Below are 24289 nucleotides of genomic sequence, written 5' to 3' on the forward strand. Positions count from 1 at the left end.
GGGACTGATTTCCAACAAGTGGCGTAAGCCAGGCGTTTGTTGGCGGCGGCCCTGTCGCCCGTCAGGAACGGGGCTGGTACTTTCGCGATCTATGGGGCAATGATCACGAAATAGATACCCAATCGAAAGCCCGCACATGTCGCCAAACCTAATCGGAGCTCTATTTATGATGGGCTCAATGGCGGCGTTTACGCTGAACGACACGATGACCAAGACCACCGGTGGCGAGGTCCCGTTGTTTCAGCTGTTGTTCCTGCGCGGGTTGATCTCAATCTCGCTTTTGTTGATTTTATGGGGGCGTCTGGGGCCGATGCACCTACGGCTCAGCCGTCGTGACTGGAAATTGGTCGGTATCCGGTCGGCTTCCGAAGTGGGCGCGAGCTATTTCTTTGTGACCGCTTTGTTCAATATGCCCTTGGCGAACCTCAGCGCGATTTTGCAATCCTTGCCGCTGACCGTGACCTTGGGCGCGGCGCTGTTTTACCGCGAGGCTGTTGGCTGGAAACGTATGTCGGCCATTCTGGTCGGTTTCATGGGCGTAATGCTGATCGTCAAACCCGGCACGGAAGGGTTCAACATCTGGTCAGTCTATGCGCTGGTTGCGGTGTTATTCGTGACCGTGCGCGATCTCAGCACGCGGCGTCTGTCCGGTGACGTGCCATCAATGACAGTCACGCTGGCGGCGGTTCTGTCGGTCACGGTGTTTTCCGGTTTGGCCCAACTTGCCACGCCTTGGGCCCCGGTTTCGGGTGCCCATTGGACGGCCATCGCGGCGGCGGCTGTCTTCGTTTTGATGGGCTATTACTTTAGCGTTCAGACCATGCGGATCGGTGAAATATCGTTCATCGCACCCTTCCGATATACGGGGCTGATCTGGGCGCTGATTTTGGGCTGGTTCGTTTTCGGGGACTGGCCGTTACCGTCAACCCTTGCCGGGGCAGGGATCGTCGCGGCCACGGGTTTGTTCACGCTATACCGCGAACGCAAATTGTCACGACGCTGAGAATGCCGCGCGGACGGTCGCTGCGTCGATGGCGAAACGTGTGCGAAACATCTCTTCTTGCTCGACCGTTAGGGGCGATACATTGGCGGGTTTTTCACCCTTTTGGCGGCTGTCGTTCGATCCGTTGTGACCCCGCACAAACATATGTTTGGTGTCAAAAGACACTGTCGGCATAAAGCGGTTAATCTTGTTATGGGCGAAGTTCATGATCGTCATGGGGCAGCGCGGGCGCGCGTACATGCCTAATGCGGCCACATCAAAGGGGCGAAAGACTTCGAGTGCGGCAATGCCATCTGGCCCGTATTCCGCAATAAAGCCTTTGTTCCAGTCAAACGCGACGGTGCGGTGCTGTGCGATCAGGCCGGAACAATCCTTTGGCGCGGCCCGCAAGCGTTCGACAAAGTCGACGGCGACGGCATCATCGTCGTCAAACCGGAACTGCATAGAAGCCACATCTTGGTCGCGGGTGGTGTTCAGGATTTCCTTCATCACCTCGCGGTGCGGGCGCGGCGGTTCTGCGTGAATGCGGGCTTGGGGCAAATCTGCGGTGATGTCGTGCAAGCGGTCCAGGTATTGCTTGGGCATCGTGTCACCGACGACAATCACCAGTTCAAAATCAGGATCAGTTTGCGCCTTTAGGCAGGGCAGGGCGACGGTTTCAAATAATCTAAAGCGTTCTTCGAGCCGCCCGGCACCATAGAGATAGGCAATGCGGTCTTCGATCGTGTCGTGCCCGACCTGAAAGCCGCCAAGCGCAGGATAGGAAAACCGGCAAAGACCAATGATCTGCATCTGATAGGGGCCTTTGATCAACCACGAGAACCGTTCAAATATGGCGGGGCGTTGGCCACCATTGCAAGCGACAATTCCGCAGTGCACCGGATCAGGGCCCATTGTTACCGCTACTGTTGACAGCGGCGGCGACTCTGCCTATACGCGCCCTATCTCGGATGTGGGGGTCGCCCCGCTGTGCCGAAATCATACCACCTGTGGTCACGATCCGGTCTAATGCTGACCCGATCCTCTGTTACCCCACCGCCTCGTTTTCCTCGGTACGGAAACGCTGCGGTGATTTTGCTTTGCGCCACTTGCGCTTGGTAAAAGCAGCTTCGCGGACGCGTGAGGGGACCGAAATTTAAACCGCACTGGGGTCCGCCCCGCTGCACCACATATGTGAGCTAAACGGGGATAAAACCGGAATGCCAACGATCCAACAGCTGATCCGCAAACCGCGCCAGCCTAAAATCAAACGTTCGAAATCCATGCACCTGCAAGAATGCCCGCAAAAGCGCGGCGTTTGTACACGTGTTTACACAACCACACCTAAAAAGCCGAACTCGGCCATGCGTAAGGTTGCCAAAGTGCGCCTGACAAACGGTTTTGAAGTCATCAGCTACATCCCAGGTGAATCGCACAACCTTCAAGAGCACTCTGTTGTTCTGATCCGCGGCGGTCGTGTAAAAGACCTTCCCGGTGTGCGTTACCACATCCTGCGCGGTGTTCTGGATACTCAGGGCGTTAAAGACCGTAAGCAGCGTCGCTCCAAGTATGGTGCAAAGAAGCCAAAATAATTTGGGTGGGTCTTGGGCGGTTTTTCAATCGCCCGGGGCCGTCCAGCATACTTTCCCTTCGGGGATGAGCTGGGGTTGAGAGATACGCTGAAATCCACGCCTTAGGGCAAGGGGTATACCGGCCGGATCCAACCTTGGCGCAAGAACATTAGGAGCCTTAAATGTCACGTCGTCACGCCGCTGAAAAACGCGAAGTTCTGCCAGATGCCAAATACGGTGATCTGGTCCTAACAAAATTCATGAACAACCTCATGATCGATGGTAAGAAATCGGTAGCTGAGCGTATCGTTTACAACGCGATGACCCGCGTTGAAGACAAGATCAAACGCGCACCCATCGAAGTTTTCCACGAAGCTTTGGACAACATCAAACCATCCGTCGAGGTGCGTTCGCGCCGCGTTGGTGGTGCAACCTATCAGGTGCCTGTCGAAGTACGCCCCGAGCGTCGCGAAGCACTGGCGATCCGCTGGTTGATCAAAGCGTCGCGTTCGCGCAACGAGAACACCATGGAAGAGCGCCTTGCAGGCGAGCTGATGGATGCTGTTCAGTCGCGCGGTACTGCCGTTAAGAAACGCGAAGATACGCACAAAATGGCCGATGCGAACAAAGCATTCAGCCACTACCGTTGGTAATTCAGGCGGCATAACACGCCTTCGTCGCGCCCCAGGCTGGGGCGCGATTTATCCGTTTCAGATATATTCGAGGAAGCAGCCCCATGGCACGCGACTATCCGCTCACACGCTACCGTAACTTCGGTATTATGGCCCACATCGATGCAGGTAAAACTACCTGCTCCGAACGCATCCTGTTTTACACCGGCAAATCCCACAACATTGGCGAGGTCCACGATGGGGCCGCAACAATGGACTGGATGGAGCAGGAGCAGGAGCGCGGTATTACCATTACCTCCGCTGCGACAACAACTTTCTGGCAGCGCCAGGAATTGCCAGACGCAAGCGCCACATCCGACACCAAGTACCGGATGAACATCATCGATACCCCTGGCCACGTTGACTTCACCATCGAAGTTGAACGTTCCTTGGCTGTTTTGGATGGCGCGGTTGCCGTTCTTGACGCCAACGCCGGTGTTGAGCCGCAGACCGAAACCGTTTGGCGTCAAGCTGACCGTTACAAGGTTCCGCGCATCGTTTTCGTTAACAAAATGGATAAAATCGGCGCTGACTTCTTCAACTGTGTGAAGATGATCAAAGACCGTACCGGTGCGACACCTGCGCCTATCCAAATTCCAATCGGTGCCGAAACCGAGCTGGAAGGCATGATCGACCTGGTCACCATGAAAGAATGGGTCTGGGCCGGTGAAGATCTGGGCGCGAGCTGGGAACAGCGCGAAATCCGCGCCGACCTGAAAGATCTGGCCGACGAATGGCGCGCGCATCTGATCGAGACTGCGGTCGAGATGGACGATGACGCGATGGAAAACTATCTGATGGACGGCGCAGAGCCTGACGAAGAGACACTGCGCAAGCTGATCCGCAAGGGTACGCTGGCCATCAAGTTTATCCCCGTTCTGTGTGGTTCCGCATTTAAGAACAAAGGTGTTCAGCCGCTGTTGAACGCTGTTATCGACTATCTTCCATCCCCGATGGACGTTGTTGACTACATGGGCTTTAAGCCAGGCGACGAAGAAGAAACACGTAACATCGCGCGTCGTGCTGACGACAACATGGCCTTCTCCGGCCTTGCGTTCAAAATCATGAACGACCCCTTTGTTGGCACGCTGACCTTTACACGCATCTATTCCGGCGTTCTGAACAAGGGCGACACGCTCTTGAACTCGACCAAAGGCAAAAAAGAGCGCGTTGGTCGTATGATGATGATGCACTCGAACGATCGTGAAGAAATTCAAGAAGCGTTCGCGGGCGACATTATCGCGCTGGCGGGTCTGAAAGACACAACAACCGGTGACACGCTTTGCTCTGTTGCTGATCCTGTTGTTCTTGAAACAATGACCTTCCCCGATCCGGTTATCGAAATCGCGGTCGAGCCTAAGACAAAAGCGGACCAAGAAAAAATGTCCGCCGGTCTGGCCCGTCTGGCTGCCGAAGATCCATCCTTCCGTGTTGAGACCGACATCGAATCCGGTCAGACCATCATGAAGGGCATGGGCGAACTTCACCTCGACATCCTGGTTGACCGTCTGAAGCGCGAATTCAAGGTTGAGGCGAACATCGGTGCACCGCAAGTTGCTTACCGTGAAACGATCTCTCGTGAAGCCGAAGTGGTTTATACCCACAAGAAGCAATCGGGTGGTTCGGGTCAGTTCGCTGAAGTTAAGATGATCCTGATGCCAACAGAGCCAGGCGAGGGTTACTCGTTTGAAAGCCGCGTTGTTGGTGGTTCGGTGCCTAAGGAATACATCCCGGGCGTTGAAAAGGGTATTAAATCGGTCATGGACTCCGGTCCTTTGGCTGGCTTCCCGGTCATCGACTTCAAGGTTGCGCTGATCGAAGGTAAATACCACGACGTTGACTCCAGCGTTCTGGCGTTCGAAATCGCTGCCCGCATGGGTATGCGTGAAGGGATGCGGAAAGCTGGCGCGAAACTGCTCGAGCCGATCATGAAAGTCGAAGTTGTCACACCTGAGGATTACACAGGCGGCATCATCGGCGATTTGACATCGCGTCGCGGTCAGGTTCAGGGTCAAGATACACGTGGCAACGCCATCGCGATCGACGCTCAGGTGCCATTGGCCAACATGTTCGGCTACATCAACACATTGCGGTCGATGTCTTCGGGTCGTGCGAACTTTACCATGCAGTTCTCGCACTACGAGCCTGTGCCACAGAACATCTCGGACGAGATTCAGGCCAAGTTCGCGTAACTGTCGCAACGAAATAACTGGGATGGCGGGGAAAACCCCGCCCTACCCAAACCGTAGGGTGGGTTTTATCCCCACCATCCAAATTGAAAATCAAGGAGGCCACCATGGCTAAGGCAAAGTTTGAACGTAATAAACCACACGTTAACATCGGCACGATCGGTCACGTTGACCACGGCAAGACGACGTTGACAGCTGCGATCACCAAGTATTTTGGCGATTTCAAAGCGTATGACCAAATTGACGGCGCGCCCGAAGAAAAAGCACGCGGCATCACCATTTCGACCGCTCACGTTGAGTACGAAACCGAAGCACGTCACTATGCACACGTCGACTGCCCCGGCCACGCTGACTATGTGAAAAACATGATCACTGGTGCGGCACAGATGGACGGCGCGATCCTGGTTGTGAACGCGGCCGATGGCCCGATGCCACAAACCCGCGAGCACATCCTGCTGGGCCGCCAGGTTGGTATCCCGACCATGGTTGTTTACATGAACAAAGTTGACCAGGTTGACGACGAAGAACTGCTGGAATTGGTGGAAATGGAAATCCGCGAATTGCTGTCGTCCTACGACTACCCAGGCGACGACATGCCGGTTGTTCCTGGTTCCGCTCTGGCAGCCATGGAAGGCCGCGATCCTGAGATCGGTGAAAACTCGATCCGCGCGCTGATGAAAGCCGTTGACGAATACATCCCGACACCAGCACGCGCTGTTGACCAGCCGTTCCTGATGCCAGTGGAAGACGTGTTCTCGATCTCTGGTCGTGGTACAGTTGTTACAGGCCGTGTCGAGCGTGGCGTGATCAACGTTGGCGACGAAATCGAAATCGTTGGTATCCGCGACACCAAGAAAACCACCTGTACCGGCGTTGAAATGTTCCGCAAACTGCTGGACCGCGGTGAAGCTGGCGACAACATCGGTGCCCTGCTGCGCGGCGTTGACCGTGAAGGCGTTGAGCGTGGTCAGGTTCTGTGTAAGCCAGGTTCGGTTAAGCCACACACCAAGTTCACAGCCGAAGCGTACATCTTGACCAAAGAAGAGGGTGGCCGTCACACGCCATTCTTCGCGAACTACCGTCCACAGTTCTACTTCCGGACCACAGACGTTACCGGTACTGTTCAGCTGCCAGAAGGCACTGAAATGGTTATGCCCGGCGACAACCTGCAGTTCGACGTTGAACTGATCGCACCAATCGCGATGGAAGACGGTCTGCGCTTTGCGATCCGCGAAGGCGGCCGCACCGTTGGCGCGGGCGTTGTGTCCAAAATCAACGAATAAGCCGCAAAGCGGGCCCGCCCCGCACTGCAGTTGATCGTATCGAAGGCCGCTCTGGAAACAGGGCGGCCTTTTCTTTTGCCGCGGTGGTGAGATTACCGGCAGGCCGCGAAAATTCCGGCAGATTTGGCTGAATTGCCCACAAGTTTACTGTTCAAGCATGCCAAATGGGCTAGTGTTGGTCTATGAGACAGAGTTCATCCATCATTTGCCGATTTTTTGCCCTGCTGTTGTTGCTGTGGCCCTGTACCGTTGTCGCGGGGGAATTTGACCGCTTCGCGGGGAGCTTTACCGGCGAGGCTGAATTCGTCTTTGACGGCGAAACGCAGCGCCGAGATATGAGTACCACGATCGTGCCCACGAAGAACGGGTTCAGATTAAGTTGGACATCCGTGAGCCACAAAGACGATGGCCGGGCCAAGTCGAAGACGTATAATATTTTGTTCGAACCCAGCGGCCGCAAGAATATCTATTCCTCGGCGATGAGAACCAATGTTTTCGGCAAAGATGTTCCCCTGAACCCACTAAAAGGCGAGCCCTATGTTTGGGCCAGATTAAACGGTGATACGCTGTCGGTGTTTTCGCTGGTTATCGACGAAACCGGGGAATACGAGATGCAAGAATATCATCGCACCTTGGTTGCAGAGGGCCTGGAGCTGGAGTTTATCCGCTTGCGCAATGGCGGTGCCCTCAAGGAAATCCGGACGCTTTTGCACCGTATCGATTAACGCCGGCTTTGACCGTCAGGCCTCAGTGGATCTAACCCATGTCGTCAGTTCACCCTTCTGAAGTATCCACGCAGCGGCAGTACCTTTTGGCGTCCCTAGAGGAGGCGCAAGCAACGGTGCGCGCCTATGACACCAAGGCCCAGATTGTCGGCATCGGATATACATTTGCGCTGAATATCGTGGCGACTGTGATCGGGGGATTGCCCGGATACGGGAACGAAGGGCTGGTCTATGTGGTCCTATTCTGGGCCGTGGTTATGGCTCCGCTGTTCTTTTTTGGCTATGTCCTGTATCCTTCAAGACGGACTGCGCCGAAAGTAAACGACGATACAGAGAACGGCGTCGAGCGGGTCCTATATGTTCAGACGGCACGCCATAGGACGGTGGCCGACCTGCAATCCGCAGTATCTAAGGCGGATTGGCTCGCCGAGTTGGCGTATGAAGTGTTAAAGGTGTCGAAACTGCGCGAGCAAAAACGCCTTCGGTTTATCGTGGCGCTTTATGCGACCGTCTTTTCCTTTGCGCTGCTGGCAGTGAAACAGCTTTCGTCTGTGATCTAGGCGGGGCTTGCCGGCAAACACCACAGGTTTCCGCAGTCTGGCTGGAAACGTGAACTCGATACGGCAATTCCCCCTTGCCACAGGGGGCGACTCGACCTATAGAGCGCAAGTCTCAGCGGGGTGCGTTTTTACGCGCCCCGTTTGATTTACGATAAAGCGCAATGAAGGGCCGTGATGAGGCGTCTCTTCCTCTTCGTTTCTACTCCCAATGAGGGATGATGACATATGGCACAAAGCCAAAACATCCGCATCCGGCTGAAGGCGTTTGATTATCGCGTGTTGGATGCGTCCACACAAGAGATCGTCAACACCGCCAAGCGTACCGGTGCCTCTGTTCGCGGCCCAATTCCGCTGCCGAACAAGATCGAAAAATTCACAGTTCTGCGTGGCCCCCACGTTGACAAAAAATCCCGTGACCAGTTCGAAATCCGCACGCACAAGCGTTTGCTGGATATCGTTGATCCGACCCCCCAGACCGTGGACGCGCTGATGAAGCTTGACCTGGCCGCTGGTGTGGACGTCGAGATCAAGCTGCAGTCATAAGCGTAGGAGGGTAATATTATGTTGCGCTCAGGCGTTATTGCAAAAAAGATGGGCATGACCCGTTTGTTCATGGAAGACGGCAAACAGATTCCCGTAACCGTTCTCCAGCTCGACAAACTTCAGGTCGTTGCACAGCGTACCATCGAACGGGACGGCTACACAGCTGTTCAGCTCGGCGCAGGTACAGCCAAGGTTAAACGGACATCGGCACCCATGCGTGGTCACTTTGCTGCGGCAAAGGTTGAACCAAAGCGTAAGGTTGCAGAATTCCGCATCGACCCAGAAGCTATGTTGAATGTTGGCGAAGAAATCATCGCCGATCATTACTTTGCTGGTCAGTATGTTGACGTTGCAGGCACATCCATCGGTAAAGGTTTTGCCGGTGCGATGAAACGCCACAACTTTGGCGGTCTGCGTGCGACACACGGTGTTTCCGTGTCTCACCGTTCGCACGGTTCCACCGGTCAGTGTCAGGATCCGGGCAAGGTTTTCAAAGGCAAGAAAATGGCCGGTCACATGGGTTCCGCCCGTGTAACCACTCAGAACCTCGAAGTTGTCAAAACTGACACCGCTCGTGGCCTGATCATGGTCAAAGGCGCTGTTCCCGGCTCCAAAGGTGGTTGGGTGACTGTTAAGGATGCGGTTAAGAAGCCATTCCCTGACAACGCCATTCTGCCAGCTGCTCTGCGCTCCGCCGCAGAAGAAGCATCGAAAGCCGCAGAAGAAGCCGCAGCAGCAGCTGCAGCCGAAGCAGAAGCAGCAGCAGCGGAAGCCGCAGCAGCCGAGCAGGCCGCGATGGAAGCCGCAGAAAGCACTGACGCAGCCGCGCCAGATGCAGAAAAGAAAGAGGGTGACGCATGAAACTAGATGTCATCAAACTCGACGGCGGCAAGGCCGGATCGATCGACCTGGACGAGGCCCTGTTCGGCCTCGAGCCACGCGCCGACATCCTGCACCGCGTCGTCCGCTGGCAGCGCAACAACGCGCAGCAAGGCACGCACAAGGTCAAGACACGGTCCGAGGTTAGCTATTCGACCAAGAAGATCTATCGTCAGAAAGGCACCGGCGGCGCACGCCACGGCGCACGTTCTGCACCGATCTTCCGTTCGGGTGGTATCTACAAGGGTCCAACCCCTCGTAGCCACGGCCACGAGCTGACCAAGAAGTTCCGCAAGCTGGGTCTGCGCCACGCTTTGTCCTCTAAGGCAAAGACAGGCAACCTGGTCATCATCGACGATGCCGCATCGGATGGGAAAACCGCAGCACTGGCCAAGCAGGTTAAGAACCTCGGCTGGAAACGCGCTTTGATCATTGATGGCGCGTCGGTGAACGAAAACTTCTTGCAAGCCGCGCGCAACATCGAAGGTCTGGATATCCTGCCAACGATGGGTGCAAACGTCTATGACATCCTCAAGCGTGATACACTCGTGATCACCAAGTCGGGGATCGAAGCACTGGAGGCCCGTTTGAAATGAGCACCAAGCACCAACACTATGATGTGATCCGCAAGCCGATCATCACCGAGAAAGCAACAATGGCGTCTGAGAACAACGCCGTCGTTTTCGAAGTGGCAATCGACAGCAACAAGCCAATGATCAAAGAAGCTGTTGAAGCTCTCTTTGGTGTCAAGGTGAAGGCCGTGAACACGACCATCACCAAAGGCAAGTCCAAGCGTTTCCGTGGCCAAATGGGCCGTCGCAAGGACGTCAAAAAGGCTTATGTTACGCTCGAAGAGGGTAACACCATCGACGTATCCACCGGGTTGTAATCCGGTTGGTGGGTTCGCACCCACCCCACGAAAATAGCAAAAGCCCTCTGCCGTACGGTAGGGGGCTTTTTGCATTTGGGGCTGGAGGTCTGTCGGGGTGTGTTCAGTGATCAGAAGGCCGCTTTTGACATTGAAGCGGGCCCTGCCTTTTTAGGGGGCAAACCGCGCGGATCATATTGCTGCGGCGTGGCGTGACTTCCAAATTCTTTGGGCGGATGCTATCCCACGCGGGATCGTGCCGCTGGACAGGGAGTTCTGACGTTGCCAACGAGTGAACCACAAACACCCCACCACGCGACCACTGCCGAGTGCGAGGCTGCACTGGAACACATTCTGTCTGCGCCGGAGAGCGGCGCTGTGATCGGGCAATTGTGTTTTCGGCCGGAGTTCGAACAGCGGAGCTTTCCTGACACATTGGAAATGACCGTCAAGCACGGGATCACCGGCGAGCGATGGACAAAGAAGCCTTGGCTAACGCTGCCCAACGGCGACCCGGACCCTAGAATACAGGTTTCTATTCTCTCGCAGAGGGTGATGGATTTGTGCTGGCGTGATCGCGAAAACACCGTGCATCCCGGCGACCCCATCGTTGTGGATATGGACCTGAGTGCCGCGAACCTGCCGGTGGGAACGCGGCTTAGCGCTGGTTCGGCGATCCTTGAGGTCAGCGACAAATTCAACACGGGCTGCATCAAATGGCACGACAGGTATGGCAACGATAGCCTGCGGTGGATCAACAAGGCCGATCATCGCGCGTACCGCTTGCGTGGAATTCTTTGCAAGATCGTACAAGACGGGACCGTTAAGGTTGGGGATCAGTTGATTAAGCTGTGATCCGGTAGTCGATGGATGTGTGACGCATATAGTGTCCCAGGCCTTCCGGTTAAGGGGGGCGATACGTGCCGATCATGGCATGTCGTATTTGATATGTAGTATGGTGGTACACATGCCACGCACCTTCGCCCTTGACCCTATCGCCATCGTGACCTAAACGACCCCATCGGCAGCGCCCCGGATTCGTCCGGGGCTGTGTCGTTTTGTGCGTTGGTGGGTTTCACTCACCCTACGCCGGTCGGGCAGAGGGGTTCTTTGCCAGACATTCAAATTGGGGACCTTCGGGGCCCTATAACCATCTCGGCTTCAACTTGTTGAAGTCGGGCACAAGCAAAACGGAAGACAGAAAACATGGCACTAAAGTCGTATAAACCGACGACGCCAGGCCAGCGTGGGCTGGTACTGATCGACCGTTCGGAGCTTTGGAAAGGTCGCCCGGTTAAAGCCCTCACAGAGGGTCTTAGCAAGCACGGCGGACGGAACAACACCGGACGGATCACAATGCGTCGCAAGGGTGGTGGTGCAAAGCGCCTCTACCGCATCGTCGATTTCAAGCGCAACAAGCTGGACATGTCCGCGGTTGTCGCACGTATCGAATATGACCCTAACCGGACCGCATTCATCGCACTGATCCAGTACGAAGATGGCGAACAGGCTTACATCCTGGCACCGCAGCGTATTGCTGTTGGCGACAAGGTGATTGCATCGGCCAAGGCCGACATCAAGCCTGGTAACGCTATGCCATTCTCGGGCATGCCTATCGGTACGATCATTCACAACATCGAAATGAAGCCAGGCAAGGGCGGCCAGATCGCTCGTGCTGCCGGTACCTACGCCCAGTTCGTAGGCCGTGATGGTGGATATGCTCAGATCCGTTTGTCCTCGGGCGAACTGCGTCTGGTGCGTCAGGAATGTATGGCCACCGTTGGTGCCGTATCGAACCCTGACAACTCCAACCAGAACTACGGTAAAGCGGGCCGCATGCGTCACAAGGGCATCCGCCCATCTGTGCGTGGTGTTGTTATGAACCCGATCGACCACCCCCATGGTGGTGGTGAAGGCCGGACATCGGGTGGTCGTCACCCTGTTACGCCTTGGGGCAAGCCAACCAAGGGTGCAAAAACCCGCAACAAGAACAAAGCGTCCAGCAAGCTTATCCTACGCTCGCGTCACGCCAAGAAGAAGGGGCGTTAATAGATGTCTCGTTCAGTATGGAAAGGTCCTTTTGTTGACTCTTATGTCCTCAAAAAGGCCGAAGCCTCCCGCGAAAGCGGTCGCAGCGAAGTGATCAAGATTTGGTCGCGCCGTTCAACGATCCTGCCACAGTTTGTTGGCCTGACGTTCGGTGTGTACAACGGTCACAAGCACATCCCTGTAAACGTCAGCGAAGAGATGATTGGTCAGAAGTTTGGTGAATATTCGCCAACTCGCACCTATTATGGTCACGCAGCCGACAAAAAAGCGAAGCGGAAATAAGCCATGAGCAAGGATAAAAATCCCCGCCGCGTGGCCGACAACGAAGCCCGTGCAAAACTGCGCATGCTTCGCACAAGCCCGCAGAAACTGAACCTCGTCGCCGCAATGATCCGCGGCAAGAAGGTCGACAAGGCCCTTACGGACCTGACCTTCTCGAAAAAGCGGATCGCAGTAGATGTGAAGAAATGTCTTCAGTCTGCAATTGCGAACGGTGAAAACAACCACAACCTTGACGTGGATGAACTGGTCGTTGCCGAAGCATATGTCGGTAAGAACCTGATCATGAAGCGTGGTCGTCCACGTGCGCGTGGCCGTTTCGGCAAGATCATCAAGCCGTTTTCGGAAATCACGATTGTCGTGCGTCAAGTTGAGGAGCAAGCATAATGGGTAATAAAGTAAACCCGATCGGTATGCGTCTTCAGGTCAACCGCACCTGGGACAGCCGCTGGTACGCTGACACGAAGGACTATGGTGATCTTCTGCTTGAAGACCTCGCCATCCGCGCCTTCATCAAGAAAGAATGTGCACAGGCCGGTATCGCCCGTGTGATCATCGAACGCCCACACAAGAAGTGCCGCGTTACGATCCACACAGCACGCCCAGGTGTGATCATTGGTAAAAAAGGTGCAGACATCGAAGGTCTGCGTCAGAAAATTGCCAAAATCACCAAGTCTGACCTGCACCTCAACATCGTTGAAGTTCGCAAGCCAGAGCTGGACGCCGCACTTGTTGGTGAATCCATCGCACAGCAATTGGAACGCCGGGTCTCTTTCCGTCGCGCCATGAAGCGTGCCGTACAGAACGCCATGCGTATGGGTGCCCTTGGTATCCGCGTTAACGTTGCTGGCCGTCTGGGTGGTGCAGAAATCGCGCGTACCGAATGGTACCGTGAAGGCCGCGTGCCGCTCCACACTCTGCGTGCTGACATCGATTACGCACATGTCGAAGCGATGACTGCCTATGGCATCATCGGGATCAAGACATGGATCTTCAAAGGCGAGATCATGGAACATGACCCGGCAGCGCGTGACCGTAAGGCACAAGAAATGCAAGACGGCCCAGCACCTCGCGGTGCCGGCGGTCGTCGCTAAGGGGGAATGAAAGATGCTACAACCAAAGCGTACGAAATTCCGCAAGCAGCACAAAGGCAAAATCAAGGGTCTTGCAAAGGGCGGGTCTGACCTGAACTTTGGTACCTTTGGCCTGAAGGCTCTGGAGCCTGAGCGTGTAACAGCGCGTCAGATCGAAGCTGCACGTCGTGCAATGACGCGTCACATGAAGCGTCAAGGCCGTGTCTGGATCCGGATTTTCCCGGATCTGCCAGTCACATCGAAGCCTACCGAAGTCCGTATGGGTAAAGGTAAGGGTTCCGTTGATTACTGGGCATGCCGCGTTAAGCCTGGCCGCGTAATGTTCGAAATCGACGGCGTTAACGAAGACATCGCTCACGAGGCTCTGCGCCTTGCTGCGATGAAGCTACCGATCAAAACACGCGTTGTGGTCCGCGAGGACTGGTAATCGCGTGGGTTTCACCCACCCTACGTGGGCTGGGTGAAACCTATTGACGCCGTAATAATTAAGAAGCCCCTGCTGAGTGATCGGCGGGGGCTTTTTCCGTTTTAGTAATCGCCCGTCTAGGCACAGATTCTTTCGGAAAGCGTCCTTCGCGCACGCCGCTTGGGCTGCTGGTGGGTGCAGTGATTGTTCCGTAGCGACAGGTGATCACCTGGGTTCCACCCACGCTACGTAGGGTGGGTGGAACCCACCAGTGCGATGCTGGCCAATGCGGACCCATCGGTCTAAGGTGATGCAAAGACCACCACCCACATAAAGGTCACTCCCCATGAAACAAGTCCCCAAGCCCACCACTGACGAAGACCTCATCAAAGAGTTCCTCAACAAAGGCGGTACGATCAAGAAGGGCAAGACCAAGCCGATGCCGGATGATCTGGGTCTTTCCAATAATCAGTGGGGCAATAAGCTGACCAAGGAAGAGAAGGCCGCGGTCAAGGAGCAGGAAGAAGCGCGGAAGAAGCGGTAGGGTGGGTGAAACCCACCTGTCACTATCTTACCACAGACAACGCATGGGTCAGAAGGGACGCGTGGGTTACACCCACCCTACGCCCAAGCGTAGTTGAACGACACCGAGATGCGGTCTTCTTCGGCCATGTTCATCGGGACTTCGTGGCGCAGCCAGCTTTCCCATAGCAGAACATCACCCACAACCGGTTTAGCATAGACGAACTGGCGCAGTTCCTGCGGGGCGTCTTTCAACCGGCCGGGGGCTGCCATCATCATCGGCAGGCGCGGGTCTTCTAGCTTCAAAGCGCTCGTGCCTTCGGGCATCGCCACATAGGTCGTCCCGGAGATCACCGAATGCGGGTGGATGTGCGCGGTGTGAATGCCGCCTTCGGGCAGGATGTTGATCCAGATATCTTCCAGCTTCAGTTTCCGGCCATCCAGATCGAATGCCAGATCCTTGGCAAATGCTTTGACGTGCTTATCCAGCGCTTTCTTAACCGTCTTGAAGATCGGGAACCGCCACGGGAGGTCGGTCAGCGACGCGTAGCTGGTGTAACCGGGAAAATCGTTCTGATCACACCATTCCTGGCCGGCCTCGTCATCTTCCGCGATGCTCAGGCATGCGGCTTCAAGCTCGGACGGGTCCACGGGTTTGCCATGTTCGGACAAAGGGGCGCGGTACAGGCGGGTGACGAAAAGGGAATCTATCTGTGACATGAGGCACCTTCTACATCACGTCGGGCAGGGTGGCGATACGCATTTGCATAAAGGTCGCTTGCCAAGTGGGGGTAAGGGATGTAGAGGAACCTTTCACATGAACTCCACCAGAATCATGGTCACCCATAAGGGGCCTGCTGGTGATGTCGAAAGGAACAGGCGATGAACGCCAAGGAACTGCACGACAAGACACCCGACCAGCTTCGGGATGAACTTGTTAACCTGAAAAAAGAAGCTTTCAACCTGCGTTTTCAGCAAGCCACTGGCCAGCTGGAAAACCCTGCACGTTTGAAGACCGTTAAGCGTGACGTTGCACGTGTCAAAACCGTTCTCAACCAGAAAGCCGCAACCGCGGCATCTGCTGAATAATAGGAGCCTGAGAGTATGCCCAAACGTATCCTGACAGGCACCGTGACAAGCGATGCCAACGCACAAACAGTAACCGTATCGGTCGAGCGTCGCTTTACCCACCCGGTTCTGAAAAAGACCATCCGTAAGTCCAAAAAGTACCGGGCGCACGATGAGAACAACACATTCAAAGTGGGCGACAGCGTTCGCATCATCGAATGTGCACCAAAGTCGAAAACCAAACGTTGGGAAGTGCTGGAAGCCGCAGAGGCCTAAAGCGCTGCTCGTTCGGGCGTGATACCCTTGTTTCCCTTGACTCTGAGGGGCACAGGGGCCACACGCACGGACGAGATGCCCATTATGGGCAGACCAATTTAATCGAAACCCTGGGGAACGGGCACGCATCGCCCCCCAGAAGGTCGGGAGAAACCAAATGATCCAGATGCAGACCAACCTGGATGTTGCTGACAACAGCGGCGCTCGCCGTGTTCAGTGCATCAAGGTATTGGGTGGTTCCAAGCGTAAATACGCATCCGTCGGCGACGTTATTGTCGTGTCGGTCAAGGAAGCCATCCCTCGCGGTCGTGTGAAAAAGGGTGACGTGCGTAAAGCCGTCGTCGTTCGCACTGCCAAAGAAGTTCGTCGTGACGATGGTACAGCCATCCGTTTCGATCGCAACGCAGCAGTTATCCTGAACAACTCGAACGAACCCGTAGGTACACGTATCTTCGGACCAGTTGTTCGCGAATTGCGCGCCAAAAACTTCATGAAGATTATCTCGCTTGCGCCGGAGGTGCTGTAATGGCTGCTAAACTTCGCAAAGGTGACAAAGTCATCGTGCTTGCTGGCAAGGACAAGGGCAAGACGGGTTCCATCTCGTCTGTTGACCCAAAAGCCAACAAAGCAATCGTAGACGGTATCAACATGGCAATCCGCGCCACGCGTCAGTCCCAGACGTCGCAAGGTGGCCGTATTCCCAAAGCGATGCCGATCGATCTGAGCAACCTGTCGCTGGTTGATGCCAACGGCAAGGCAACTCGCGTTGGCTTTAAGATTGAAGGCGACAAGAAAGTGCGCTTTGCAAAAACCACGGGGGACGTAATCGATGCTTGATACTGCAACATATACACCCCGCCTGAAGGGCGTTTACAACGACACGATCCGTGCCGCCCTTAAGGAAGAGTTCGGTTACAAGAACGAAATGATGATCCCTCGTTTGGATAAAATCGTTCTGAACATCGGCTGTGGCGCTGAAGCTGTCCGTGACAGCAAGAAAGCAAAATCCGCTCAGGAAGATCTGACAACGATTGCCGGCCAAAAAGCGCTGACAACCATTGCCAAGAAATCCATCGCTGGTTTCCGCGTTCGTGAAGACATGCCTTTGGGTGCGAAAGTTACCCTGCGTGGCGAGCGGATGTATGAATTCCTGGATCGTCTGATCACGATCGCAATGCCACGTATCCGCGACTTCCGCGGCATCAACGGCAAAAGCTTTGACGGTCGTGGCAACTATGCCATGGGCCTGAAAGAGCACATCGTGTTCCCCGAAATCGACTTTGATAAAGTTGATGAGACTTGGGGAATGGACATCGTGATCGCCACAACGGCGAAAACCGACGCTGAAGCGAAGGCACTGTTGAAAGCATTCAACATGCCCTTCAACTCATAAGCGCGGGGAGGATTTAGATATGGCTAAGAAATCCATGATCGCACGCGAAAAGAAGCGTGAAGCACTGGTCAAGAAGTTCGCTGCAAAGCGCGCTGCCTTGAAAGAGATCGTAAGCGATCAAGAAAAGCCCATGGAAGAGCGTTTCCGCGCTTCCTTGGCTTTGGCGAAACTGCCTCGGAACTCCAGCGCTGTGCGTCTGCACAACCGCTGCCAGCTGACAGGCCGTCCGCACGCTTATTATCGTAAACTGAAAATTTCGCGGATCGCGTTGCGGGATCTTGGCTCAAGCGGCCAAATCCCCGGCATGGTCAAGTCGAGCTGGTAAGGAGCGCATCACATGAACGATCCTATCGCAGATATGCTGACACGCATCCGTAACTCCTCGTTGCGCGGTAAATCCACAGTCATGACCCCAGCTTCCAAGCTGCGTGCATGGGTATTGGACGTACTTGCCGACGAAGGTTACATCCGCGGCTATGAAAAGACGACGGGCGCCGACGGCCACCCCGCCATCGAAATCAGCCTCAAGTATTACGAGGGCGAACCTGTTATTCGCGAATTGAAGCGGGTTTCCAAACCCGGTCGTCGCGTCTACATGGGCGTCAATGACATTCCCGTTGTCCGTCAGGGCCTTGGTGTGTCGATTGTCTCCACCCCCAAGGGTGTGATGTCGGATCAGAATGCACGGCACGCCAACGTTGGCGGCGAAGTGCTCTGCACCGTATTCTAAGGAGAACAAAATGTCTCGTATTGGTAAAAAACCGGTCGACCTGCCCAGCGGTGTTTCTGCATCGGTCAGCGGTCAGACCATCGAAGTCAAAGGCCCAAAGGGTACACGTACCTTTAAAGCAACTGACGACGTTACAATGAGTGTCGAAGACAACGTGGTGACAATTACACCACGTGGCAAATCCAAGCGTGCCCGCCAGCAGTGGGGCATGAGCCGCACAATGATCGGCAACTTGGTTACAGGTGTCACTGAAGGTTTCAAGAAAGAGCTTGAGATCCAAGGTGTTGGTTATCGTGCTGCCATGACTGGCAACTCGTTGAAACTGAACCTGGGCCTGTCGCACGACGTTGACTACACACCGCCAGCCGGTGTGACCGTCACGGTACCGAAACAGACCGAGATTGTGGTAGAAGGCATTGACGAACAGCTAGTTGGTCAAGTCGCCGCGAACATCCGCCAATGGCGCAAACCCGAGCCTTATAAAGGCAAAGGTATCCGCTATAAAGGTGAGTTCGTCTTCCGCAAAGAAGGCAAGAAGAAGTAAGGATAGCTCAGATGGCAAACAGCAAAAGACAACTGTTTCTGAAACGCCGCCTGCGCGTTCGGAACAAGCTTCGTCGGGTCAACGCAGGGCGGCTTCGCCTTTCGGTTCACCGTTCGAACAAAAACATCAGCGCCCAGCTGATCGACGATGTCAAAGGGGTCACATTGGCCTCCGCGTCCTCGCTCGAAAAAGACCTAGGCGTTGTTGGCAAGAACAACATCGACGCAGCGACCAAAGTGGGTTCGGCCATTGCCGAACGTGCTAAAAAGGCCGGTGTAACCGAAGCATATTTTGACCGTGGCGGTTTCCTGTTCCACGGCAAAGTAAAAGCTTTGGCCGACGCAGCCCGCGAAGGCGGCCTGAAAATCTAAGACAACGTAGGCGGCACGCGATGTGCCGCCTCGATGATCCGGGGGCCTTTGTGACCCACCAGGATTGACCAAGAAAGGCGCTTGCGCCGTACCAAAAGGATGATGCCGCATGGCAAGAGATGACAACCGGGGTGGTAACCGCCGCAACCAGCGCGAAGAGACCCCAGAATTCGCCGACCGCCTAGTGGCGATCAACCGTGTTTCCAAGACCGTTAAGGGTGGTAAGCGTTTTGGCTTCGCCGCACTTGTGGTTGTTGGTGACCAAAAAGGCCGCGTAGGCTTTGGTAAAGGTAAAGCGAAAGAGGTTCCTGAAGCCATTCGCAAAGCCACAGAGCAAGCTAAGCGCCAAATGATCCGCGTTCAGCTGCGCGAAGGCCGTACACTGCACCACGACATGGAAGGCCGTCACGGCGCCGGTAAAGTGGTTATGCGTACAGCACCAGAAGGTACCGGTATCATCGCCGGTGGTCCAATGCGTGCCGTTTTCGAAATGCTGGGCATCAAGGACGTTGTGTCCAAGTCCATCGGTTCGCAAAACCCTTACAACATGATCCGCGCCACTATGGACGGTCTGAAAAAAGAATCCTCCCCTCGTTCGGTCGCGCAGCGTCGCGGCAAGAAGGTTGCGGACATTCTGCCCAAGCGTGAGGACAATGTTGAATCGTCCGCACAAGTGGCTGAGGAGGCATAAGCATGGCTAAGACGATTGTAATCAAGCAGGTTGGTTCGCCAATCCGCCGCCCCGCTGACCAGCGTGCTACGTTGATCGGTCTGGGTCTGAACAAAATGCACCGTGTACGCGAGTTGGAAGACACACCTTCCGTCCGCGGCATGATCCGCAAGATTTCTCACATGGTAGAGATCATCGAAGAAAAAGGCTGAGGTTACGGTGGGTTTCACCCACCCTACCAACACGCCGTAAGGTGGGTGAAACCCACCTTGAATCAAACGCCTCGCAGGAAACTGCGGGGCGTTTTTTTTGACTTGTCATTGAAAAATGAATTGTAACCTTCCATGTATCAATGACATTTAAAAAAGTAAGGTTTCAAAAAATGGTAGAATTTTATAAACTTTTTGCTGAATACCGTGCTGACATTAAGCACGAGAAAACAGATGAGATGATTGATTTTAGGGCTCGCGTTTATCTGGGGCCGCCAAACGATAATTTCACTATCAGGTATTCCCACACATATGCTGGGCAAGAAGGGCGCAGTTTTTACTATAGCAACTCTCAAACGCGCGCTGACACAGCGGAGGAGGCCGAGGCAACAGTTCGACGCTGGGCGAGAAGTATTGCAGGTTCAGATCGGTACCAGGGCTGGACGGAAGAGCTTTGATCTTTGGTAGTTTGCCAAGACGCTGAAACACGGTGCTCGCGGCTTGATAACTCTGCTGGAGGTGGTTATACGCCCCCAGTGGCCACCGATCCGCCACAAGAATCATGAAACGCCGCGTTTGGCCGCTCCCGTCGCTGGGGGCCACATCCGGCAAAAGGAGAAGCGACATGAAACTGCATGAACTGTCTGATAACGAAGGCGCCACCAAGAAACGCAAGCGCGTTGGCCGTGGTCCTGGTTCCGGCACCGGTAAAATGGGTGGCCGTGGTATCAAAGGTCAGAAATCCCGTTCGGGTGTAGCGATCAACGGTTACGAAGGCGGTCAAATGCCATTGTACCAACGTCTGCCAAAGCGCGGCTTTACCAAGCCGAACCGCAAAGCATACGCAGTTGTGAACTTGGGCCTGATCCAGAAATTCATCGACGACAAAAAGATCGACGCTGGTGCCGCAATCACCGAAGACGCGCTGATCTCTTCGGGTCTGGTACGTCGCAAGCTGGACGGTATTCGCGTTCTGGCAAAGGGCGATTTCACCACCAAGGTTGACCTCCAGGTCACCGGTGCGTCCAAGTCCGCAGTCGAAGCCGTAGAGAAAGCGGGCGGCAAATTGACCGTCACAGCACCTGCCGCGGCGAACGCAGACGCGTAACCTACCCTTTTGCCTTGTGAGCGGGCCGCGTCCCGCTTACATAGTCAATCGAGTTTTCCCAAATGCCGCCCGCCGGAAAACGGCTCGGGCGGCGTTTTTGCAAAGAAAGAGCCCTAATCATGGTATCAGCCGTCGAAAGCATGGCCGCCAACACCAGTTGGTCCGCGTTGGGCAAGGCCACAGACCTTCGCAACCGGATTCTATTCACACTGGGTTTGCTGATCGTTTATCGCCTTGGCACGTTCATCCCGGTTCCCGGCATTGACGGCACCGCCCTGCGCCAGTTCATGGAAAGCGCGGGTCAGGGCATCGGCGGCATGGTTTCGATGTTTACCGGCGGCGCACTTGGCCGCATGGGCATCTTTGCCTTGGGTATCATGCCCTATATTTCGGCCTCGATCATCGTTCAGCTGATGACGTCGATGGTGCCCGCGCTTGAGCAGCTCAAGAAAGAGGGCGAGCAGGGCCGTAAGAAAATTAACCAATATACACGGTTCGGTACGGTGGCTTTGGCGACCTTGCAGGCCTACGGTCTGGCTGTCTCGCTTGAGGCGGGCGATATCGCGGCCGATCCGGGCATGTATTTCCGTATCGCTTGTATGATCACGCTGGTCGGCGGCACGATGTTCCTGATGTGGCTGGGTGAGCAAATCACCGCGCGCGGCATCGGTAACGGTATTTCATTGATCATCTTCGTCGGCATCATCGCCGAAGTTCCAGCCGCCATCGCGCAGTTCTTTTCCTCCGGTCGTTCCGGTGCGATCAGCCCTGCGGTGATTGTTGGCGTGTTGGTCATGGTTATCGTGACGATCATGTTCGTGGTCTTTATGGAGCGTGCCCTGCGCAAGATCCACATCCAGTACCCGCGTCGTCAGGTCGGCCAAAAGATGTACGATGGCGGGTCTTCGCATCTGCCGGTCAAGGTAAACCCAGCGGGTGTTATCCCTGCGATCTTCGCCAGCTCGCTTTTGCTGTTGCCTGTCACGATCAGCACGTTCTCGGGGAATTCTACAGGGCCGATCATGTCAGTCTTGTTGGCAAACTTTGGGCCGGGGCAGCCGCTTTACCTGCTGTTCTTCGTCGCGATGATAGTTTTCTTTGCGTATTTCTACACCTTCAACGTCAGCTTTAAGCCTGACGAGGTTGCGGACAACCTTAAGAACCAGAACGGTTTTGTGCCCGGCATTCGCCCTGGCAAGAAGACAGCCGAATATCTGGAATATGTCGTTAACCGCATCTTGGTACTCGGCGCGGCATATCTTGCTGCGGTATGTATTCTTCCCGAGATTCTGCGCGGTCAGTTCGCCATCCCATTCTACTTTGGTGGTACTTCCGTTCTAATTGTTGTGTCGGTAACGATGGACACCATTCAACAAGTGCAAAGCCATCTGCTTGCACATCAATACGAGGGGTTGCTTGAGCGGTCACAGTTGCGTGGCAAAACAGGTAAATCCCGCAAAAAACGGAGCCCAGCACGTAAATGAATATTATTCTGCTTGGACCGCCCGGAGCGGGCAAAGGAACACAGGCGCGTCACTTGGTTGAGACACGCAATATGGTTCAACTTTCGACCGGCGACATGCTGCGCGAAGCAAAAGATAGCGGCACTGAGATGGGCAATATGGTTGCCGATGTCATGGCGCGCGGCGACTTGGTCACCGACGAGATCGTAATCGGGCTTATCCGCGAAAAGCTGGAAGACAAGACCGAACACGGTGGTTTCATCTTTGACGGCTTCCCACGCACGCTGGCGCAAGCCACGGCCTTGGGTGAGCTGATGAAAGCGACCGGGAAAACGCTGGACTGCGTGATCGAGCTGCGGGTGAACGATGAGGCCTTGGTTAAACGTATTGCTGGCCGGTCGACATGCGGCAACTGCGGTGAAGTTTACCACGACGTGACAAAGCCCCAGCCTGCCGATGGCAAGTGCGTCAAATGCGGGGCGTCTGATTTCAAACGCCGGGCGGATGACAACGAAGAAAGCCTGCGCAACCGTCTGATGGAATACTACAAGAAGACGTCGCCGCTGCTGGGTTATTATTACGCGCATGATTTGCTGAAGCGGGTTGACGGCTTGGCAGACATCAAGGTTGTCCAAGCGAGCATCGCTGCAATTCTGGACGCTTAATTAGCTACCTTGCGTATCTAGTTTTCAAAACGGCACCGCTGCATCGCACCGGTGCCGTTTTCATTGGAGGCCGCGATTTCAGCAACGCGGACGCCCCCGTATCAGCCTGAATGCAGCCAACAAGACCAATGGTGGGTTGACGCTTGTTGTAAATGGCAATAACCAGCCGTATCTCGCAAGAGAATCGAATTGCAACGGGTCTAGATCAAACCCCGCGCATGAACACCTGATCAGCTGCAGCCCGATGGCAATTATCGCCTCGGGCTTCACGTTGTGAAAAAAGGGTCTGGTATAACGGACCCGCAACGAAAAAGGAATAGCACACGTGGCACGTATTGCCGGCGTAAACATCCCGACTGCAAAGCGGGTTCCAATCGCCCTCACATATATCACTGGTATCGGTAACTCTTCGGCTGCGCAAATCTGCGAAGCGGTTGGCATCGACATCACCCGTCGTATCAACGAACTTTCGGATGCTGAAATCCTGAAGATCCGCGAATACATCGACGAAAATTTCTCTGTTGAAGGCGACCTGCGTCGCGAGACACAGATGAACATCAAGCGTCTGATGGATCTTGGTTGCTACCGTGGCCTGCGTCACCGTCGTAACCTGCCGGTTCGTGGTCAGCGTACCCATACCAACGCTCGCACTCGCAAAGGCCCTGCAAAGGCCATTGCTGGTAAGAAGAAATAAGGGGGTCTGATCAATGGCACGCGAAAAGACAAAAACAAAGCGTAAGGTCAGCAAGAACATCGCCGCAGGTGTGGCGCATGTTAATAGCTCCTTCAACAACACAAAAATTCTGATCTCTGACGTTCAGGGCAATGCGATTGCATGGTCTTCGGCAGGCACAATGGGTTTCAAAGGGTCGCGTAAATCGACACCTTACGCAGCCCAGATGGCAGCAGAAGATGTGGGCAAGAAAGCACAAGATCACGGCGTGAAAACGCTGGAAGTCGAAGTGCAAGGCCCAGGTTCGGGCCGTGAAAGCGCATTGCGCGCTTTGGCTGCTGCAGGTTTCAACATCACATCGATCCGTGACGTGACACCTATGGCCCACAACGGCTGCCGCCCACCAAAGCGTCGCCGCGTCTAAGGACATATATTATTTATGGGGTCGCGCCTTTGCGTGCGGCCCCGTTCTGCTTTTCTGAAACCTCGGGAGTTTCT

37 protein-coding genes are annotated in these 24289 nt (G+C 55.0%); 35 read left to right on the forward strand and 2 right to left on the reverse strand.

What is annotated here, in order from left to right:
* The first annotated feature begins 136 nt into the window (after window positions 1-136).
* Window positions 137-1003, forward strand: coding sequence for a DMT family transporter (locus KZZ06_RS07650; RefSeq protein WP_219579465.1), 867 nt, complete (start codon window positions 137-139; stop codon window positions 1001-1003).
* Here the strand turns inward: KZZ06_RS07650 and KZZ06_RS07655 are convergent.
* Window positions 992-1795, reverse strand: a complete 804-nt coding sequence (locus tag KZZ06_RS07655; protein WP_219579893.1) for a putative rhamnosyl transferase — start codon at window positions 1793-1795, stop codon at window positions 992-994. The two genes, KZZ06_RS07650 and KZZ06_RS07655, sit on opposite strands and share 12 nt — an antisense overlap.
* Before the next feature lie 407 nt (window positions 1796-2202).
* On the opposite strand from KZZ06_RS07655, the gene rpsL reads away from it, so the two are divergent.
* From rpsL to KZZ06_RS07740, 17 genes are all read left to right on the forward strand, one after another.
* Window positions 2203-2574, forward strand: coding sequence for a 30S ribosomal protein S12 (gene rpsL, locus KZZ06_RS07660; protein WP_005849863.1), 372 nt, complete (start codon window positions 2203-2205; stop codon window positions 2572-2574).
* Window positions 2575-2735: 161 nt separating this feature from the next.
* Window positions 2736-3206, forward strand: a complete 471-nt coding sequence (rpsG, locus tag KZZ06_RS07665; protein ID WP_008224920.1) for a 30S ribosomal protein S7 — start codon at window positions 2736-2738, stop codon at window positions 3204-3206.
* Window positions 3207-3289: 83 nt separating this feature from the next.
* Entirely contained in the window at window positions 3290-5416 is a 2127-nt protein-coding gene (gene fusA, locus KZZ06_RS07670) for an elongation factor G (RefSeq protein WP_219579466.1), read from the forward strand.
* Window positions 5417-5520: 104 nt separating this feature from the next.
* A complete protein-coding gene (gene tuf, locus KZZ06_RS07675) occupies window positions 5521-6696 on the forward strand; it encodes an elongation factor Tu (protein ID WP_219579456.1) in 1176 nt (391 codons plus the stop codon).
* A gap of 182 nt (window positions 6697-6878) precedes the next feature.
* On the forward strand, window positions 6879-7421 hold the full coding sequence (locus tag KZZ06_RS07680; RefSeq protein ID WP_257884253.1) for a hypothetical protein: 543 nt from the start codon (window positions 6879-6881) through the stop codon (window positions 7419-7421).
* A gap of 38 nt (window positions 7422-7459) precedes the next feature.
* A complete protein-coding gene (locus KZZ06_RS07685) occupies window positions 7460-7981 on the forward strand; it encodes a hypothetical protein (protein WP_219579467.1) in 522 nt (173 codons plus the stop codon).
* A gap of 225 nt (window positions 7982-8206) precedes the next feature.
* The gene (gene rpsJ / locus KZZ06_RS07690; RefSeq protein ID WP_005849850.1) at window positions 8207-8524 is read left to right on the forward strand and encodes a 30S ribosomal protein S10; all 318 of its coding nucleotides are present in this window, start codon (window positions 8207-8209) and stop codon (window positions 8522-8524) included.
* Window positions 8525-8542: 18 nt separating this feature from the next.
* Window positions 8543-9385: a 50S ribosomal protein L3 gene (rplC, locus tag KZZ06_RS07695; RefSeq protein ID WP_219579468.1), complete on the forward strand. Its 843-nt coding sequence runs from the start codon at window positions 8543-8545 to the stop codon at window positions 9383-9385.
* Window positions 9382-9999, forward strand: a complete 618-nt coding sequence (gene rplD / locus KZZ06_RS07700; RefSeq protein WP_219579469.1) for a 50S ribosomal protein L4 — start codon at window positions 9382-9384, stop codon at window positions 9997-9999. The genes rplC and rplD overlap by 4 nt, the downstream gene beginning before the upstream one ends.
* Entirely contained in the window at window positions 9996-10292 is a 297-nt protein-coding gene (locus KZZ06_RS07705) for a 50S ribosomal protein L23 (protein ID WP_093917634.1), read from the forward strand. Before rplD ends, KZZ06_RS07705 begins: the two co-directional genes overlap by 4 nt.
* A gap of 261 nt (window positions 10293-10553) precedes the next feature.
* Window positions 10554-11126, forward strand: a complete 573-nt coding sequence (locus tag KZZ06_RS07710) for a hypothetical protein (protein WP_219579470.1) — start codon at window positions 10554-10556, stop codon at window positions 11124-11126.
* A gap of 351 nt (window positions 11127-11477) precedes the next feature.
* Window positions 11478-12320: a 50S ribosomal protein L2 gene (gene rplB / locus KZZ06_RS07715; RefSeq protein WP_037228490.1), complete on the forward strand. Its 843-nt coding sequence runs from the start codon at window positions 11478-11480 to the stop codon at window positions 12318-12320.
* A gap of 3 nt (window positions 12321-12323) precedes the next feature.
* The gene (gene rpsS / locus KZZ06_RS07720) at window positions 12324-12602 is read left to right on the forward strand and encodes a 30S ribosomal protein S19 (protein WP_005849833.1); all 279 of its coding nucleotides are present in this window, start codon (window positions 12324-12326) and stop codon (window positions 12600-12602) included.
* A gap of 3 nt (window positions 12603-12605) precedes the next feature.
* Window positions 12606-12986 (forward strand): 50S ribosomal protein L22, encoded by a 381-nt coding sequence (gene rplV, locus KZZ06_RS07725; RefSeq protein WP_219579471.1) that lies wholly within the window; start codon window positions 12606-12608, stop codon window positions 12984-12986.
* On the forward strand, window positions 12986-13693 hold the full coding sequence (rpsC, locus tag KZZ06_RS07730) for a 30S ribosomal protein S3 (RefSeq protein WP_093917638.1): 708 nt from the start codon (window positions 12986-12988) through the stop codon (window positions 13691-13693). The genes rplV and rpsC overlap by 1 nt, the downstream gene beginning before the upstream one ends.
* Before the next feature lie 13 nt (window positions 13694-13706).
* Window positions 13707-14120 carry a 50S ribosomal protein L16 gene (rplP, locus tag KZZ06_RS07735; protein WP_008226768.1) on the forward strand — a complete coding sequence of 138 codons (414 nt, stop codon included), beginning with the start codon at window positions 13707-13709 and terminating at the stop codon, window positions 14118-14120.
* A gap of 325 nt (window positions 14121-14445) precedes the next feature.
* Window positions 14446-14643, forward strand: coding sequence for a hypothetical protein (locus tag KZZ06_RS07740; protein WP_219579472.1), 198 nt, complete (start codon window positions 14446-14448; stop codon window positions 14641-14643).
* 77 nt (window positions 14644-14720) lie between these two features.
* On the opposite strand, the gene KZZ06_RS07745 is transcribed toward KZZ06_RS07740, so the two are convergent.
* Window positions 14721-15341: a TIGR02466 family protein gene (locus KZZ06_RS07745; protein WP_219579473.1), complete on the reverse strand. Its 621-nt coding sequence runs from the start codon at window positions 15339-15341 to the stop codon at window positions 14721-14723.
* A 162-nt stretch (window positions 15342-15503) separates the two neighbouring features.
* Between KZZ06_RS07745 and rpmC the strand changes: the two genes are divergently transcribed.
* The 17 genes from rpmC to rpsK all read left to right on the forward strand — a co-directional run bounded on the left by rpmC (window position 15504) and on the right by rpsK (window position 24215).
* A complete protein-coding gene (gene rpmC / locus KZZ06_RS07750) occupies window positions 15504-15710 on the forward strand; it encodes a 50S ribosomal protein L29 (protein ID WP_093917642.1) in 207 nt (68 codons plus the stop codon).
* Window positions 15711-15725: 15 nt separating this feature from the next.
* Window positions 15726-15965, forward strand: coding sequence for a 30S ribosomal protein S17 (gene rpsQ / locus KZZ06_RS07755; protein ID WP_093917643.1), 240 nt, complete (start codon window positions 15726-15728; stop codon window positions 15963-15965).
* Between the two features lie 157 nt (window positions 15966-16122).
* Window positions 16123-16491 (forward strand): 50S ribosomal protein L14, encoded by a 369-nt coding sequence (gene rplN, locus KZZ06_RS07760; protein ID WP_093917644.1) that lies wholly within the window; start codon window positions 16123-16125, stop codon window positions 16489-16491.
* Complete coding sequence (rplX, locus tag KZZ06_RS07765; protein ID WP_093731778.1) at window positions 16491-16802, forward strand: 50S ribosomal protein L24; 312 nt, start codon at window positions 16491-16493, stop codon at window positions 16800-16802. The genes rplN and rplX overlap by 1 nt, the downstream gene beginning before the upstream one ends.
* Window positions 16795-17358, forward strand: coding sequence for a 50S ribosomal protein L5 (gene rplE, locus KZZ06_RS07770; protein ID WP_219579474.1), 564 nt, complete (start codon window positions 16795-16797; stop codon window positions 17356-17358). Before rplX ends, rplE begins: the two co-directional genes overlap by 8 nt.
* 19 nt (window positions 17359-17377) lie before the next feature.
* Window positions 17378-17683, forward strand: a complete 306-nt coding sequence (gene rpsN / locus KZZ06_RS07775; RefSeq protein WP_219579475.1) for a 30S ribosomal protein S14 — start codon at window positions 17378-17380, stop codon at window positions 17681-17683.
* 12 nt (window positions 17684-17695) lie between these two features.
* The gene (gene rpsH / locus KZZ06_RS07780; protein WP_093917647.1) at window positions 17696-18088 is read left to right on the forward strand and encodes a 30S ribosomal protein S8; all 393 of its coding nucleotides are present in this window, start codon (window positions 17696-17698) and stop codon (window positions 18086-18088) included.
* Window positions 18089-18098: 10 nt separating this feature from the next.
* Window positions 18099-18632 (forward strand): 50S ribosomal protein L6, encoded by a 534-nt coding sequence (gene rplF / locus KZZ06_RS07785; protein ID WP_219579476.1) that lies wholly within the window; start codon window positions 18099-18101, stop codon window positions 18630-18632.
* An 11-nt stretch (window positions 18633-18643) separates the two neighbouring features.
* Window positions 18644-19003: a 50S ribosomal protein L18 gene (gene rplR / locus KZZ06_RS07790; RefSeq protein ID WP_093917649.1), complete on the forward strand. Its 360-nt coding sequence runs from the start codon at window positions 18644-18646 to the stop codon at window positions 19001-19003.
* Between the two features lie 109 nt (window positions 19004-19112).
* A complete protein-coding gene (gene rpsE / locus KZZ06_RS07795; protein ID WP_219579477.1) occupies window positions 19113-19694 on the forward strand; it encodes a 30S ribosomal protein S5 in 582 nt (193 codons plus the stop codon).
* A 2-nt stretch (window positions 19695-19696) separates the two neighbouring features.
* Window positions 19697-19885, forward strand: a complete 189-nt coding sequence (rpmD, locus tag KZZ06_RS07800) for a 50S ribosomal protein L30 (protein WP_005849797.1) — start codon at window positions 19697-19699, stop codon at window positions 19883-19885.
* Between the two features lie 170 nt (window positions 19886-20055).
* Window positions 20056-20340 carry a hypothetical protein gene (locus KZZ06_RS07805; RefSeq protein WP_219579478.1) on the forward strand — a complete coding sequence of 95 codons (285 nt, stop codon included), beginning with the start codon at window positions 20056-20058 and terminating at the stop codon, window positions 20338-20340.
* 167 nt (window positions 20341-20507) lie between these two features.
* Window positions 20508-20990 carry a 50S ribosomal protein L15 gene (gene rplO / locus KZZ06_RS07810; protein WP_219579479.1) on the forward strand — a complete coding sequence of 161 codons (483 nt, stop codon included), beginning with the start codon at window positions 20508-20510 and terminating at the stop codon, window positions 20988-20990.
* Window positions 20991-21109: 119 nt separating this feature from the next.
* Window positions 21110-22474: a preprotein translocase subunit SecY gene (gene secY / locus KZZ06_RS07815; protein ID WP_219579480.1), complete on the forward strand. Its 1365-nt coding sequence runs from the start codon at window positions 21110-21112 to the stop codon at window positions 22472-22474.
* Window positions 22471-23118: an adenylate kinase gene (locus KZZ06_RS07820; protein ID WP_219579481.1), complete on the forward strand. Its 648-nt coding sequence runs from the start codon at window positions 22471-22473 to the stop codon at window positions 23116-23118. Before secY ends, KZZ06_RS07820 begins: the two co-directional genes overlap by 4 nt.
* A 325-nt stretch (window positions 23119-23443) precedes the next feature.
* Window positions 23444-23812: a 30S ribosomal protein S13 gene (gene rpsM, locus KZZ06_RS07825; RefSeq protein WP_176250637.1), complete on the forward strand. Its 369-nt coding sequence runs from the start codon at window positions 23444-23446 to the stop codon at window positions 23810-23812.
* A gap of 13 nt (window positions 23813-23825) precedes the next feature.
* The gene (gene rpsK / locus KZZ06_RS07830) at window positions 23826-24215 is read left to right on the forward strand and encodes a 30S ribosomal protein S11 (protein ID WP_008226467.1); all 390 of its coding nucleotides are present in this window, start codon (window positions 23826-23828) and stop codon (window positions 24213-24215) included.
* Window positions 24216-24289 lie beyond the last annotated feature (74 nt).

The sequence above is a fragment of the Sulfitobacter sp. CW3 genome, from assembly GCF_019392245.1.
Taxonomy (GTDB): domain Bacteria; phylum Pseudomonadota; class Alphaproteobacteria; order Rhodobacterales; family Rhodobacteraceae; genus Sulfitobacter.

Excerpts from the sequence above, each read along its gene's own strand:
- KZZ06_RS07650 (WP_219579465.1), top strand. The coding sequence starts at position 137 with ATGTCGCCAAACCTAATCGGAGCTCTATTTATGATGGGCTCAATGGCG.
- KZZ06_RS07655 (WP_219579893.1), bottom strand. The coding sequence starts at position 1,795 with ATGCAGATCATTGGTCTTTGCCGGTTTTCCTATCCTGCGCTTGGCGGC.
- rpsL (WP_005849863.1), top strand. The coding sequence starts at position 2,203 with ATGCCAACGATCCAACAGCTGATCCGCAAACCGCGCCAGCCTAAAATC.
- rpsG (WP_008224920.1), top strand. The coding sequence starts at position 2,736 with ATGTCACGTCGTCACGCCGCTGAAAAACGCGAAGTTCTGCCAGATGCC.
- fusA (WP_219579466.1), top strand. The coding sequence starts at position 3,290 with ATGGCACGCGACTATCCGCTCACACGCTACCGTAACTTCGGTATTATG.
- tuf (WP_219579456.1), top strand. The coding sequence starts at position 5,521 with ATGGCTAAGGCAAAGTTTGAACGTAATAAACCACACGTTAACATCGGC.
- KZZ06_RS07680 (WP_257884253.1), top strand. The coding sequence starts at position 6,879 with ATGAGACAGAGTTCATCCATCATTTGCCGATTTTTTGCCCTGCTGTTG.
- KZZ06_RS07685 (WP_219579467.1), top strand. The coding sequence starts at position 7,460 with ATGTCGTCAGTTCACCCTTCTGAAGTATCCACGCAGCGGCAGTACCTT.
- rpsJ (WP_005849850.1), top strand. The coding sequence starts at position 8,207 with ATGGCACAAAGCCAAAACATCCGCATCCGGCTGAAGGCGTTTGATTAT.
- rplC (WP_219579468.1), top strand. The coding sequence starts at position 8,543 with ATGTTGCGCTCAGGCGTTATTGCAAAAAAGATGGGCATGACCCGTTTG.
- rplD (WP_219579469.1), top strand. The coding sequence starts at position 9,382 with ATGAAACTAGATGTCATCAAACTCGACGGCGGCAAGGCCGGATCGATC.
- KZZ06_RS07705 (WP_093917634.1), top strand. The coding sequence starts at position 9,996 with ATGAGCACCAAGCACCAACACTATGATGTGATCCGCAAGCCGATCATC.
- rplB (WP_037228490.1), top strand. The coding sequence starts at position 11,478 with ATGGCACTAAAGTCGTATAAACCGACGACGCCAGGCCAGCGTGGGCTG.
- rpsS (WP_005849833.1), top strand. The coding sequence starts at position 12,324 with ATGTCTCGTTCAGTATGGAAAGGTCCTTTTGTTGACTCTTATGTCCTC.
- rplV (WP_219579471.1), top strand. The coding sequence starts at position 12,606 with ATGAGCAAGGATAAAAATCCCCGCCGCGTGGCCGACAACGAAGCCCGT.
- rpsC (WP_093917638.1), top strand. The coding sequence starts at position 12,986 with ATGGGTAATAAAGTAAACCCGATCGGTATGCGTCTTCAGGTCAACCGC.
- rplP (WP_008226768.1), top strand. The coding sequence starts at position 13,707 with ATGCTACAACCAAAGCGTACGAAATTCCGCAAGCAGCACAAAGGCAAA.
- KZZ06_RS07740 (WP_219579472.1), top strand. The coding sequence starts at position 14,446 with ATGAAACAAGTCCCCAAGCCCACCACTGACGAAGACCTCATCAAAGAG.
- KZZ06_RS07745 (WP_219579473.1), bottom strand. The coding sequence starts at position 15,341 with ATGTCACAGATAGATTCCCTTTTCGTCACCCGCCTGTACCGCGCCCCT.
- rpmC (WP_093917642.1), top strand. The coding sequence starts at position 15,504 with ATGAACGCCAAGGAACTGCACGACAAGACACCCGACCAGCTTCGGGAT.
- rpsQ (WP_093917643.1), top strand. The coding sequence starts at position 15,726 with ATGCCCAAACGTATCCTGACAGGCACCGTGACAAGCGATGCCAACGCA.
- rplN (WP_093917644.1), top strand. The coding sequence starts at position 16,123 with ATGATCCAGATGCAGACCAACCTGGATGTTGCTGACAACAGCGGCGCT.
- rplX (WP_093731778.1), top strand. The coding sequence starts at position 16,491 with ATGGCTGCTAAACTTCGCAAAGGTGACAAAGTCATCGTGCTTGCTGGC.
- rplE (WP_219579474.1), top strand. The coding sequence starts at position 16,795 with ATGCTTGATACTGCAACATATACACCCCGCCTGAAGGGCGTTTACAAC.
- rpsN (WP_219579475.1), top strand. The coding sequence starts at position 17,378 with ATGGCTAAGAAATCCATGATCGCACGCGAAAAGAAGCGTGAAGCACTG.
- rpsH (WP_093917647.1), top strand. The coding sequence starts at position 17,696 with ATGAACGATCCTATCGCAGATATGCTGACACGCATCCGTAACTCCTCG.
- rplF (WP_219579476.1), top strand. The coding sequence starts at position 18,099 with ATGTCTCGTATTGGTAAAAAACCGGTCGACCTGCCCAGCGGTGTTTCT.
- rplR (WP_093917649.1), top strand. The coding sequence starts at position 18,644 with ATGGCAAACAGCAAAAGACAACTGTTTCTGAAACGCCGCCTGCGCGTT.
- rpsE (WP_219579477.1), top strand. The coding sequence starts at position 19,113 with ATGGCAAGAGATGACAACCGGGGTGGTAACCGCCGCAACCAGCGCGAA.
- rpmD (WP_005849797.1), top strand. The coding sequence starts at position 19,697 with ATGGCTAAGACGATTGTAATCAAGCAGGTTGGTTCGCCAATCCGCCGC.
- KZZ06_RS07805 (WP_219579478.1), top strand. The coding sequence starts at position 20,056 with ATGGTAGAATTTTATAAACTTTTTGCTGAATACCGTGCTGACATTAAG.
- rplO (WP_219579479.1), top strand. The coding sequence starts at position 20,508 with ATGAAACTGCATGAACTGTCTGATAACGAAGGCGCCACCAAGAAACGC.
- secY (WP_219579480.1), top strand. The coding sequence starts at position 21,110 with ATGGTATCAGCCGTCGAAAGCATGGCCGCCAACACCAGTTGGTCCGCG.
- KZZ06_RS07820 (WP_219579481.1), top strand. The coding sequence starts at position 22,471 with ATGAATATTATTCTGCTTGGACCGCCCGGAGCGGGCAAAGGAACACAG.
- rpsK (WP_008226467.1), top strand. The coding sequence starts at position 23,826 with ATGGCACGCGAAAAGACAAAAACAAAGCGTAAGGTCAGCAAGAACATC.